Genomic DNA, 12,659 nt, shown 5'->3' with positions numbered 1-12,659 from the left:
TTTGGAGGTGGAAGCATGTCGCGTATCCCAAATGAAGCTCTTGTAGTGCTTGAAACAGTTATTTACTTACCAATGGTACTTTCCATTTTCGAAAGAGACTGTAAAGCATTTGAACAAGGAACATTCAAATTGAAGCGGCCATATATCGATTTAGTGCATGAAGCGATGAAGCAAGTGCAAAGTGAATTAAATGCAGCTCATCAATATTTGCAAAAAAACCGGCTTAAAATTATGCGAGGAAATCGTGATGAGTTATTTTCTGAATATATCTTTGTTTACAATAATACTAAAGAACATCGTCGGTATTCTAATATTCGATTACGTAACCGAGTAGAAGAGCTGTTAACAATATATTTAACAAAAGTCCAATTTAAAAAAGAGAAGGACGTTTAATCTCAAAACGTTGCTGTAAAAAGTATGCCATCGCTAGTTGAGTTCTCATTGTGATGACTGAAACGTCTACTTCTACATCTTGTCCATTTTTAAACGAAACAAGACTTCTTGATGGACCAGCGTCTTCAAAAAACTCAATTGCATGCATAGCAAACCAAACATTATAGTGCGAATTAGGCGATAAAGTGGGCATGAAAATACAAGGTGTACCATAATCATATGCAACAACAATTGGTAGTTTATGACGTGCGCCAAGATATTCTTTTGACTTGTTAGTAGCAAGCTTAAAAGAAGTACCATAGTCAGAACAAGATTTATGGATTACTCGAGATGGTCTTGCATCTACAAGAAATTCCCTCTCCTTTTCAATTACTCTTGTGTAAATGCTATTACCCTCAAAAACTGGCATAAGTGCAAACGTACTAAAAGACAAAGTGAAATTAGATAATTTTGTCAGTTTTTCTCCCAATATATATTCCTCCCTTCAAAAATAATCGAAATTAGTATAATTTAACTATCATTTTAACTATAATTGGTATAAAGCGCAACGAATAAATGGAATATAATATTAAAAATCCTAAATATTACCTAATATACGAAATAAGATTGCTTATTTTTCTGAAATTTCTTATAATAGAAAAAAGGCATTCGAGGTGAGATCGTTGGATAAATATTATTCCTATACTGATTTTTTAAAAGCTCTTGGACGAACTGATAACATGAATAATGCTGAGAAATTGTTGGATACAATCTATTTAGATTTGTTTTTAAACCATGTACATCGTGCACAAACTGAAGAGTATTTATTAGCTTGCATTGACTCGGCTTTAGATGAAAGAAATGAAGTCGCCTTTTATCAATACGTCCAAGAATTAGAGAAATTACAGACAACCGTCGGATAAGCATTGTTAGACAATTATTGATTGATATTAGACATGCTAGTATAAGTTTTAAGCTTATACATAGAGAATTTATAACATAGCAAAAATCGTTCCTTTATGGGGACGATTTTTTTATTGGATAAACTGTCGCGAAAGGGTGAGTAATTAAAAAGGTGTAAGTAATGTTAGAAAGGCAGATTTAACACCTTTCAGCAGAAGTCTCCCACCTATATAGGTGGTGAGATGAATGCGGATTTAAGCTGCTTTTCAGCGGGTGTCCAAACACCCGCTGAAATTGAGGAACTTAGTCTAAGAACGCCACGTCCGGTGGCAACGACTGAGTGACCAACATCGTGTTGGCCCAAAGCCTCCGGCGGATGTCATGGAATCGGAAAGGGGTTCTTTGTGCAAGCACAAAGCCGATTCCGGACGCAATTATGCCGAGGCATAATTGATTCTTGTTTTATTCTGAAGTTATCAAAGATAAAAAAGAGAAAAATGCTAAATACCAAGTATCCTCAAAGTATAATTATCGCCGAATCAATGAAACTATTTCGAAAAACGTATGTTCGCTTATTGCTCGATATTTCCAATTTGCTATGGTAAAATATATGTAATTAGTAACAAGGAGGACGTGGCTATGGTTCAGGCATTTGATTTACATTCACCATACAAGCCAAATGGCGATCAGCCAGCAGCAATCGCAGAGCTTGTCGAAGGTGTCCGTAAAGGTAAACAACACCAAACCTTACTAGGAGCAACTGGTACAGGTAAAACATTTACAATTTCTAATGTTATTAAAGAAGTCAAAAAACCGACCCTTGTGATCGCACATAATAAGACACTTGCTGGTCAATTATATAGTGAATTTAAAGAGTTTTTTCCAAATAATGCAGTAGAATATTTCGTTAGCTATTATGACTATTATCAGCCAGAAGCTTATGTACCTCAAACGGATACATATATCGAGAAGGACTCTAGTATTAATGATGAAATTGATAAGCTGCGACATTCGGCAACATCGTCATTATTTGAAAGAGAAGATGTCATCGTCATCGCGTCTGTTTCTTGTATTTATGGTCTCGGTTCACCAGAAGAGTATCGAGAAATGGTATTGTCTATCCGAACAGGAATGGACATAGAACGGAATCAATTGTTACGTAAACTAGTAGATATTCAATATGAACGCAATGATATTAATTTTACACGCGGAACATTTCGTGTACGTGGTGATGTTGTCGAAATTTTCCCGGTATCGAGAGATGAGAGATGCTTGCGTGTAGAATTTTTTGGTGATGAAGTAGAACGTATCCGGGAAGTCGATGCTTTAACAGGAGAAATTCTCGGCGAACGAGAGCATGTCGCCATTTTCCCAGCATCCCACTTCGTTACACGGGAAGAAAAGATGATAAAAGCTATCGAGAATATAAAAGTTGAATTAAAAGAGCAACTTGAGAAACTTCGTGAAGAAGATAAATTACTCGAGGCACAACGCTTAGAACAAAGAACAAATTATGATTTAGAAATGATGAGTGAAATGGGCTTCTGTTCTGGTGTCGAAAACTATTCGCGTCATTTAACCCTAAGACCATCTGGCGCAACACCGTACACATTATTAGATTACTTCCCAGAGGACTTTTTGTTAGTTGTGGATGAAAGTCATGTTACGCTACCTCAAATTCGAGGAATGTATAATGGTGACCAAGCGCGCAAAGGCGTTTTAGTTGATCATGGATTCCGTTTACCGTCAGCACTTGATAATAGACCGTTAAAATTTGAAGAATTTGAGAAACATGTTCATAACGCGATTTTCGTTTCTGCTACACCAGGACCTTATGAATTGGAACATACACCTGACATGGTAGAGCAAATTATTCGTCCGACTGGTCTACTTGATCCAGAAATTGAAGTACGTCCAATTGAAGGGCAGATTGATGATTTAATCCATGAAATTAATTTACGGACTGAAAAAAATGAACGTGTATTAATCACAACCTTAACGAAAAAAATGTCTGAAGATTTAACGGATTATTTAAAAGAAATTGGGATTAAGGTACAGTATCTACACTCAGAAGTAAAAACGTTAGAGCGAATCGAAATAATTCGTGAATTACGTATGGGAACATACGACGTATTAATCGGCATTAACTTACTACGTGAAGGTATCGATATTCCAGAGGTTTCTTTGGTAGCCATACTGGATGCAGACAAGGAAGGCTTCTTACGTTCAGAGCGTTCGCTCATCCAAACAATTGGACGAGCGGCACGTAATTCGAATGGTCACGTTATAATGTATGCAGATCGTATGACGGATTCGATGACAAAAGCAATCGACGAAACGAATCGACGTCGTACAATTCAAGCAGCCTATAATGAGGAGCACGGGATTACACCAAGAACTATTCAAAAGGAAATTCGCGATGTAATTAGAGCAACTCAGGCAGCGGAAGAACCAGAAACATACGTAACGAAAGTAATGAAGGGTAAAAAACTTACAAAGCAAGAAAGAGAAACGCTCTTATTATCTTTAGAAAAAGAAATGAAGGATGCCGCAAAAGCGCTCGACTTCGAACGTGCTGCAGAGCTTCGTGATACAATCCTGGAACTGAAAGCGGAAGGATGAAGGAATTGAAAAACCAAGAAATTATCGTTCAAGGTGCACGTGCAAATAATTTGAAAAATGTAGATGTTAAAATTCCGCGTGATAAGCTCGTTGTAATAACTGGCTTATCAGGTTCTGGAAAATCATCTCTTGCGTTCGATACGATTTATGCGGAAGGTCAAAGACGTTATGTGGAGTCTTTATCTGCATATGCTCGTCAGTTTTTAGGTCAAATGGATAAGCCGGATGTTGATGCAATAGAAGGGCTATCGCCAGCAATTTCTATTGACCAAAAAACAACAAGCCGAAATCCACGTTCAACAGTTGGAACCGTCACAGAAATATATGACTACCTACGCTTATTATATGCTCGTGTCGGCAAACCGATTTGCCCAAATCATGGTATAGAAATTACGTCGCAAACTGTGGAACAAATGGTTGATCGTCTTGTGCAATTTCCTGAACGTACGAAAATGCAATTGTTGGCTCCAATGGTTGCAGGGCGTAAAGGGACACATGTGAAACTTCTTGAAGACTTGAAAAAGCAAGGCTATGTTCGAGTTCGTGTCGACGGAGAGTTACGTGATTTAGATGATAATATTGAATTAGACAAAAATAAAAAGCATAGTATTGAAGTGGTCATTGACCGTGTTGTATTAAAAGAAGGCGTAGAAGCTCGTTTGAGTGATTCCTTGGAGACGGCACTTAGATTGGCAGAAGGTCGTGTAATGGTTGATGTAATGGAGCATGAGGAATTGCTATTTAGTGAGCATCACGCTTGCCCAATTTGTGGCTTTTCAATTGGAGAATTGGAACCGAGAATGTTTTCATTCAACAGTCCATTTGGTGCTTGTCAAAAATGTGATGGCTTAGGAACAAAATTAGAAGTCGATCCAACACTCGTTATTCCTGATTGGAACCTTACATTAAATGACAATGCACTCGCGCCTTGGGAACCGACGAGTTCGCAATATTATCCTCAACTATTAAAAGCAGTTTGTGACCATTACGACATCGATATGGATATGCCGGTTGAAGAAATACCGAAAGATAAAATGGATAAGATTTTAAACGGCTCAGGCACGGATAAAATCCACTTCCATTATGAGAATGATTTCGGTAATGTTCGTGACCAAGATATTGTTTTTGAAGGTGTCCTACGTAATATTGAAAGACGCTTTCGTGAAACGTCTTCTGATTATATACGCGAACAAATGGAAAAGTATATGGCACAGCAACATTGTCCGTCATGTAAAGGATACCGTTTAAAAACGGAGACTTTGGCGGTTAAAGTTGATAGCAAACATATTGGAGAAGTGACGGAGTACTCCATTAAGGACGCATACGTGTTCTTCTCGACCTTATCGCTCTCTGAGAAGGATATGCAAATTGCTCGCTTGATTTTAAGAGAAATTCTAGAACGTCTAGGGTTCCTTGTAAACGTTGGTCTTGATTATTTAACATTAAACCGTGCTGCGGGTACATTATCAGGTGGAGAAGCACAACGCATTCGCTTAGCAACTCAAATTGGTTCGCGCTTAACAGGTGTTCTGTATATTCTTGATGAGCCATCTATTGGTTTGCATCAAAGGGACAATGACCGTTTAATTGATACACTAAAAAATATGCGTGATATCGGTAACACTTTAATTGTAGTTGAGCATGATGAAGACACAATGCTAGCGGCAGATTATTTAATCGATGTTGGTCCAGGAGCTGGTGTACATGGTGGAGAAATCGTTGCTGCAGGAACACCTGCTCAAGTTATGAAAGATAAACATTCTTTAACTGGACAATATTTAAGTGGCAAAAAATTCATTCCGCTCCCAACAGAACGTCGTAAGCCAGACGGACGTTTTATTACTATAAAAGGTGCTAAAGAAAATAATTTAAAGAATGTCAAAGCGGAGATTCCGCTTGGCTTATTTATTGCTGTAACTGGAGTTTCAGGGTCAGGGAAAAGTACGTTAATTAATGAAATTCTATATAAATCGCTAGCTCAAAAACTGAACCGTTCTAAGGTGAAGCCAGGTGAAGTGAAAGAAATTACAGGCATCGAACAACTTGAGAAGGTAATTGATATCGACCAATCTCCAATCGGTCGTACACCACGTTCAAACCCTGCGACATATACAAGTGTTTTCGATGATATTCGTGATGTTTTTGCTACAACGAATGAGGCGAAAGTTCGTGGATATAAAAAGGGACGCTTCAGCTTTAATGTCAAAGGTGGACGTTGTGAAGCTTGTCGCGGTGACGGGATTATTAAAATTGAAATGCATTTCTTACCTGATGTTTATGTACCATGTGAAGTGTGTCATGGCAAACGATATAATCGTGAAACATTAGAAGTAAAATATAAAGACAAGAGTATTGCTGATGTTTTGAAAATGACCGTGGAAGACGCGGTAGAATTTTTCACGAACATCCCTAAAATTGCCCGTAAGTTACAAACGATAGTTGACGTTGGATTAGGCTATATGGAACTTGGTCAGCCTGCTACAACCTTATCAGGTGGAGAAGCGCAGCGGGTAAAATTAGCGTCTGAGTTGCATAAACGCTCAAATGGTAAGTCAATTTATATATTAGACGAACCAACAACTGGTTTACATGCAGAAGATATCGCCCGATTATTGAAAGTATTACAACGTTTAGTTGAAAGTGGTGATACGGTCTTAGTAATTGAACATAATCTGGATGTCATTAAAACAGCTGATTATTTAATTGATTTAGGTCCAGAAGGTGGAGATAAAGGTGGTATGGTTATTGCGACAGGAACGCCTGAAGAGGTAATGAAAGTAAAAGAATCATACACAGGTCATTATTTAAAGCCGATTATCGAACGCGATCGAGCAAGAATGGATAAAGTATTGACAACTGCTACAAATAAGTAGAGACAAATTCTTTAGGTATGTGAAACTTTTTCCATAAACTTTCGTAAATAATAGTAATACGTAAAAGGAGGCCGAAAAATGCAAAGTGAGCGTAAACGCATTTTAACATTGCTTGAAAATGGCACCATTACAGCACAAGAGGCAATATTACTACTAGAAGCATTGGAAAAGAAAACAGCTACCCATACATCAGCTGGAGAGAATTATTCAGGTTCCAGCCAAACTGAGATGAATCATCAAGAAGAGCAAGTGCAACCTGAAAGAGAACAAAAACAAACAAATTACGATGACTTCTTCGAGAAAAAAGAAGAACCAAACCAACAGTCAACTAAACCAAAATCAGCTTCGGAGCAAGAATTCTTTGATGAGATTAAACAAGATTTCTCACAATTTAGTACAAAGTTTATGGACTTTATGAATACGGCTTACTCAAAAGTGAAAGATATTGATTTTGACTTTACATTTGGCGAAAAGAGCGCATTTGAACATCGGTTTGTTTTAGACAATACAGAATTTACACATATCAGTGTAGATATTCCGAATGGTCAACTTCAAATTAGACCTTCTACTGATGCAACCGTTCATGCGGAATGTCGTGTACGACCTACAATCGTACGTTCAGGGGAAGATTTGCAGAAGGAATTTCTCGATAAATTTATCTTCACGAATGATCAAGGGAAACTGCGTATTATTAGTGATTTGAAATCGATGCGTGTTGATATCGTACTTTACGTACCGAAAAGACAATACGAAGCAATTTCAGCAAACTTATTTATTGGTAGTTTTGTATTAACTGATTTGGATGTTAGTAAACTTAAAGTGAAAACAAAAAATGGTCTAATTGATTGTGAAAGATCGGCATTTAAGAGTGCGGAGTTAGAAACTGCTAACGGTGCTATTAAAGTTAAGAATGTAGCTGGAGAAGACCTTGAAGCCGAGACGTTAAATGGTCAAGTGTATATTGATGGTGCAATTCGAGACATTGAAGCAAAATCCGTAAGTGGCCATGTTGTAGTGACTACTCGTGCAATCGATGCGACAAGAGTAAAGGCGCAAACTGTTGCGGGTGCTGTTGAACTTTATATTCCAAGTACACTGTCACTAGAAGGTGAAGTATCTTCTAATCTTGGCAAAATGGATGTTCGATTGGAGGATGTCCAATATCGCAATGTGCAGGAGCAATTTTTACAAAAATCGGTGCGCTTCTCTAAAAAGTTACCGGATACTTCAACATTAACTATTGATGGTGAAACTAAAACAGGATCTGTCGTTGTTCGATATAATCCTTAATATGAAAGAATTTAACGAAGGAGATTTGATCTCCTTCGTTTTTTTAATACAAATTTATGATTAATTCGCTATCATAGCAAATTTTTTTTGTAATAAGTTAGAATTGAAATTTCAATTTAATTGAAATGAAATTGTAATAGTAGACAGGCTATTCAATGATATAATAGCTTTATAATAGAGTTGGGCTTATAGAAAATAGGTGGTAAAAAAATGATCGAAATGAAGAATGTTTACAAGAAATATCCGAATGGAATTGTGGCGGCAAATGGATTAAGTATTAAGTTTAATCAAGGCGAATTTGCGTATATTGTAGGACCAAGTGGCGCTGGAAAGTCGACATTTATCAAAATGATGTATCGAGAAGAACGAGCTACATCAGGAGATGTTATTGTAAACGGTATGAATTTGACAACACTAAAAAACAAAGAAATACCTTATCTCCGTCGACAAATTGGCGTGGTGTTCCAAGATTTTAAATTGTTACCGATGTTGAATGTCTATGAAAATGTTGCATTTGCACTGGAAGTAATTGAAGAACAACCTGCTACAATACGTAAACGCGTTATGGAAGTGCTAGAGTTAGTAGGGTTAAAACATAAAGCTCGAATGTTCCCGAATGAACTATCTGGTGGGGAGCAACAGCGTGTATCAATTGCGCGCTCGATTGTTAATGTACCGAAAGTTGTCATTGCTGATGAGCCTACTGGAAACTTGGATCCTGAGACATCTTGGGATATTATGAATCTTTTTGAGGAAATAAATGCACGTGGAACAACGATTATTATGGCAACACATAATAAAGAAATTGTTAATACAATAAGACGTCGTGTTATCGCTATTGAGGGCGGATTGATTGTTCGTGATGAAAATGGAGGTAGTTACGGCTATGAAATCTAGAACTATAAGTCGACATTTCCGTGAAAGTTTAAAATCAATAGGTCGTAACAGTTGGATGACAGTTGCTTCTGTCTCAGCAGTAACAGTTACACTATTAATAGTTGGCGTATTTATCATGATAATGATGAACTTGAATAAAATTGCGACAGATTTAGAAAATGATGTCGAAATTAAAGTGCTTATTGATTTAGAAGCTGATAAAAAAGCTGAAGAAACTTTGCAGAAACAGATTAAAGAATTGTCAGGTGTAGACTCTTATAAATATTCAACAAAAGAAGATGAACTTAAACATCTTGTAAAAGACTTTGGTGAAGATTTAAGTCTATTTAAACAAAGTAACCCATTACGCAATGTTATCTATGTAAAGGCTAGTGATCCGCAGAAAACGGCTACAGTAGCTCAAGAGATAGACAAGCTCGATAGTACATATGAGGTATTATACGGAAAAGGCAAGATTGAAAAGCTATTCAACTTCTTAAATATTAGTAGAAACGTAGGAATTGGTTTAATCGTAGCATTGCTATTTACGGCAATGTTCCTGATCTCAAATACAATTAAAATTACAATTGTAGCGAGAAGAAAAGAAATAGAGATTATGAAATTAGTAGGGGCAACAAACTGGTTTGTACGTATTCCGTTTATTCTGGAAGGTATGTGGTTAGGCCTATTAGGTTCAATCATTCCTATTACGGCTGTGACTATTGCTTATGTGAAATTACATAGTGTATTGCAACCAAAATTACAAGGTGAAATGTTCCAGCTGTTAGATGTAACGCCATTTATTATCGAAGTAGATTTATTAATTTTAATAATGGGTGTATTTATCGGTGTTTGGGGAAGTTTCATGTCCGTACGTAAATTCTTAAAAGTATAAGTAAACGAGATATGATATTAGAGAATGAGGGGGGTTAATTGTTGAAGAAGCAGTTGAAAAATATTTTATATGCTATTACAGCTACATTAACTTTATCATTAGTTGTCCAACCAATAGCGAATGCTGAATCACTAAACGATTTAAAGTCTAAACAGCAGAAATTAGATCAAAAGAAATCGAAACTTAATTCCAACATAAATGAAAAATCAAGCAAGATTAAGTACAACAAATCTAAGCAAGAAAAAATTATGAAACAAATCCAAAAGCTTGATAAAAAGATCAACAAAACGGATGAGAAAATTAGTATTGTAAAATCGACAATTGCTCAAACAACTAGTGAAATTGAGGATTTGGAAGCATCTATCAAAGAATTAGAAATTAAAATTGCAGAACGCGATGCATTATTGAAAGAACGAGCGCGCGCCATTCAAGAAGGCGGCGGTTCAATTAATTATGTTGACGTACTATTTGGTGCAAGTAGTTTTGTAGATTTAATTGATCGTTTTTCTGCAGTAAATACTTTATTAGATGCGGATCGCAAAATTTTGCAAGAACAAGCAGATGACAAAAAGAAATTGGAAGAGCAACAGAAGAAACTTGAAGAAAAACGTGCAAAACAAATCGACAATCGTGATCGATTAGAAGACCTAAAGAAATCTTTGGACTCACAAAAAGCAAGTAAAAATAAATTAATCGATGATTTAGAGAAAGAGCAATCGAAGCTTAAATCTCAAAAGAAATCACTTGAGAAAAAATATTCTGAAGCGCTTAAAGTAAGTAAAAAAGTGCATAAGGAAATTCAAAATGAGCAAGCGCGTTTAGCCGAAAGAGCCCGTAAAGAAGCTATAGCAAGAGCGAAGGCTCAAGCCCGAGCGAAGGCTGCATCAAATTCTAGTGGTGGAACATCAAACGTTGCAAATGATCATGAATCATCAAATGTCCCGTCAGTATCTAGCGGTACATGGACAAGACCGACAAATGGTAATTTTACTTCTGGTTTCGGCTGGCGTAATATAGGGGCAGGTCCGGAATTCCATTATGGAGTGGACATTGCTAATGCACAAGGAACACCGATCGTAGCAGCAGCAGATGGTATTGTCTTCCGTGCGAGCCCTCTATCCACTTACGGTAATGTCATTATGATGACACACTCAATTGATGGGAATACATTTACAACAGTATATGCACACTTAAGTGGTTATAAAGCAACGGCTGGACAATCTGTATCAAAAGGTGAAGTAATCGGTTATATGGGACAAACGGGTCGTGCATTCGGAAGTCACTTACACTTCGAGATTCATACAACAGCTTGGCAAGGACAACAAGTAGGGGCAGTTAACCCACTTCGTTATATTTCATTCTAATCATGTTAAATAAAGGTCGTCTGGAAATCGGTTAAATTACCGACTACAGGCGACCTTTCTTCTAGGTAAAAACGATTTGTAAATAGAACTTAATACTGTAAAAAATAGTACAGTCACCAATAGTAAAAACAAAAATCTTGTATTCTGTAATAATACCTATTAACATACGGTATAGGGTATACAAAGGGAGTAGGTGTGAACATTGCCAGTAACAGAATGGTATACTATACGCGGAGTGACATTACCGACATCGTGGGTTTCAGTTCTTATCGCCTTTACTTTGACTGGACTTATTCTATGGTGGCGTTATAGCAGAAAAGAAGCGAGCGTATATGCAGATCATGCCATATTTTTCATCCTAATTTGGAAGTTTAGTGTGATTGTCACAGATTTGTCGTTGGTAATAAAACAACCTTTAATTATACTATTCTTTAACGGGGGAACTGAAGGTTTCTATATAGCGGTTGTTACAACATGCATTTCTATATTCCGTCAATTGAAAAAGAATGCATTTGCAGCTTCTCAATTACGTACATTAACAATGGCTATTATTTTAACGCAAGGCGTGTATCAAATTACAATGGTCATACAAAATGACGGTCTTGAATGGCAAAGATGGCTAACAGTTGTAATCTTCTTCATGTGGCTCCTTATTGCCTTAAAGAATGGTCTTGATCAAGCAATTTGGCGTAAGCAACTCATCGTTTTGTTTAGCTGCACGCATACAATTATCGCATTATTACAGCCAGGTGGTTTTTGGCAGAAATCATTAATGGCAACTTTTATATTTAGTTTGTTTTTGTTACTTGTCCATTTCTTAAAAGATAACAATCGTAAACAGATGGAGGCTTCTACATGAAGAAAAAAATATTTGCATTGCTACTAATTGCAGCGATGATTGGAATTGCTGTCACAAATTTTGTGAAAACGAAAGTCGCTGAGGAGCAGAAAGTGGATATGAGATCAACAATTGTCGAGGACAAATTAGGTGTCAAAAGTGGCTTAGCAGTTGGAGAATTGGCACCAGACTTTGAATTAGAAACGTTGGATGGGAAAAAAGTAAAGCTATCTGATTATAAAGGGAAAAAAGTTATTTTAAATTTCTGGGCAACTTGGTGTCCTCCTTGTAAAGCAGAAATTCCTCATATGCAAAAGTATTACGAGGAATTTGCAAAAGAAGATAATTTTGAAATCTTGGCGGTCAATTTAACAAGTTATAAAGAAAATGTAAAATATGTGAAAAAGTTCATTAAAACGTATGAGATGACATTTCCTGTATTATTAGATACTGAGGGTGAACAAATGAATGCATATGATATTCACATCATTCCAACGACTTACTTCTTAGATACAGAAGGGGTTATTCAGAAGAAAGTAAGGGGTCCTGTGGATCAAGATAGTATGCAGGAAAGTGTTAAAGCGTTAAATTAATAAAGAAAAATCCACTTTTTGATAGTGTTAATC

General features: G+C 36.7%; 11 protein-coding genes. 10 read left to right on the top strand and 1 reads right to left on the bottom strand.

All coding sequences use genetic code 11. The annotated features are described in order from the left end of the window. Nucleotides 1-15 precede the first annotated feature (15 nt). The gene (locus ACZLO7_RS19125; protein WP_464938256.1) at nt 16-393 is read left to right on the top strand and encodes a YhjD family protein; all 378 of its coding nucleotides are present in this window, start codon (nt 16-18) and stop codon (nt 391-393) included. Here ACZLO7_RS19125 and ACZLO7_RS19120 read toward each other — a convergent pair. Further along, entirely contained in the window at nt 371-862 is a 492-nt protein-coding gene (locus ACZLO7_RS19120) for a competence protein ComK (RefSeq protein ID WP_464938257.1), read from the bottom strand. The two genes, ACZLO7_RS19125 and ACZLO7_RS19120, sit on opposite strands and share 23 nt — an antisense overlap. A 250-nt stretch (nt 863-1,112) precedes the next feature. On the opposite strand from ACZLO7_RS19120, the gene ACZLO7_RS19115 reads away from it, so the two are divergent. The 9 genes from ACZLO7_RS19115 to ACZLO7_RS19075 all read left to right on the top strand — a co-directional run bounded on the left by ACZLO7_RS19115 (nt 1,113) and on the right by ACZLO7_RS19075 (nt 12,626). After that, nucleotides 1,113-1,295, top strand: a complete 183-nt coding sequence (locus ACZLO7_RS19115; RefSeq protein WP_511261364.1) for an IDEAL domain-containing protein — start codon at nt 1,113-1,115, stop codon at nt 1,293-1,295. 619 nt (nt 1,296-1,914) lie between these two features. Further along, nucleotides 1,915-3,897: an excinuclease ABC subunit UvrB gene (uvrB, locus tag ACZLO7_RS19110; RefSeq protein ID WP_464938259.1), complete on the top strand. Its 1,983-nt coding sequence runs from the start codon at nt 1,915-1,917 to the stop codon at nt 3,895-3,897. A 5-nt stretch (nt 3,898-3,902) separates the two neighbouring features. Then, complete coding sequence (gene uvrA / locus ACZLO7_RS19105) at nt 3,903-6,770, top strand: excinuclease ABC subunit UvrA (RefSeq protein ID WP_464938260.1); 2,868 nt, start codon at nt 3,903-3,905, stop codon at nt 6,768-6,770. Nucleotides 6,771-6,848: 78 nt separating this feature from the next. Continuing rightward, nucleotides 6,849-8,060: a DUF4097 family beta strand repeat-containing protein gene (locus ACZLO7_RS19100; protein ID WP_464938261.1), complete on the top strand. Its 1,212-nt coding sequence runs from the start codon at nt 6,849-6,851 to the stop codon at nt 8,058-8,060. 210 nt (nt 8,061-8,270) lie between these two features. Further along, nucleotides 8,271-8,957, top strand: a complete 687-nt coding sequence (gene ftsE, locus ACZLO7_RS19095) for a cell division ATP-binding protein FtsE (RefSeq protein WP_427750169.1) — start codon at nt 8,271-8,273, stop codon at nt 8,955-8,957. Continuing rightward, nucleotides 8,947-9,831, top strand: a complete 885-nt coding sequence (gene ftsX, locus ACZLO7_RS19090; RefSeq protein WP_464938262.1) for a permease-like cell division protein FtsX — start codon at nt 8,947-8,949, stop codon at nt 9,829-9,831. Before ftsE ends, ftsX begins: the two co-directional genes overlap by 11 nt. A gap of 41 nt (nt 9,832-9,872) precedes the next feature. Continuing rightward, the gene (locus ACZLO7_RS19085; protein ID WP_464938263.1) at nt 9,873-11,195 is read left to right on the top strand and encodes a murein hydrolase activator EnvC family protein; all 1,323 of its coding nucleotides are present in this window, start codon (nt 9,873-9,875) and stop codon (nt 11,193-11,195) included. A gap of 202 nt (nt 11,196-11,397) precedes the next feature. Continuing rightward, a complete protein-coding gene (locus ACZLO7_RS19080) occupies nt 11,398-12,054 on the top strand; it encodes a hypothetical protein (RefSeq protein ID WP_464938264.1) in 657 nt (218 codons plus the stop codon). Beyond that, nucleotides 12,051-12,626 (top strand): peroxiredoxin family protein, encoded by a 576-nt coding sequence (locus tag ACZLO7_RS19075; RefSeq protein WP_464938265.1) that lies wholly within the window; start codon nt 12,051-12,053, stop codon nt 12,624-12,626. The genes ACZLO7_RS19080 and ACZLO7_RS19075 overlap by 4 nt, the downstream gene beginning before the upstream one ends. The last annotated feature ends 33 nt before the right edge of the window (nt 12,627-12,659 follow it).

Source organism: Viridibacillus sp. d25.2 (genome assembly GCF_055456015.2).
This window is presented reverse-complemented; position numbering and strand designations above follow the sequence as displayed.

Bases quoted from the DNA above. Each gene is read 5' to 3' on its own strand.
- ACZLO7_RS19125 (WP_464938256.1), top strand. From the start codon at position 16: ATGTCGCGTATCCCAAATGAAGCTCTTGTAGTGCTTGAAACAGTTATT.
- ACZLO7_RS19115 (WP_511261364.1), top strand. From the start codon at position 1,113: ATGAATAATGCTGAGAAATTGTTGGATACAATCTATTTAGATTTGTTT.
- uvrB (WP_464938259.1), top strand. From the start codon at position 1,915: ATGGTTCAGGCATTTGATTTACATTCACCATACAAGCCAAATGGCGAT.
- ACZLO7_RS19100 (WP_464938261.1), top strand. From the start codon at position 6,849: ATGCAAAGTGAGCGTAAACGCATTTTAACATTGCTTGAAAATGGCACC.
- ftsE (WP_427750169.1), top strand. From the start codon at position 8,271: ATGATCGAAATGAAGAATGTTTACAAGAAATATCCGAATGGAATTGTG.
- ftsX (WP_464938262.1), top strand. From the start codon at position 8,947: ATGAAATCTAGAACTATAAGTCGACATTTCCGTGAAAGTTTAAAATCA.
- ACZLO7_RS19075 (WP_464938265.1), top strand. From the start codon at position 12,051: ATGAAGAAAAAAATATTTGCATTGCTACTAATTGCAGCGATGATTGGA.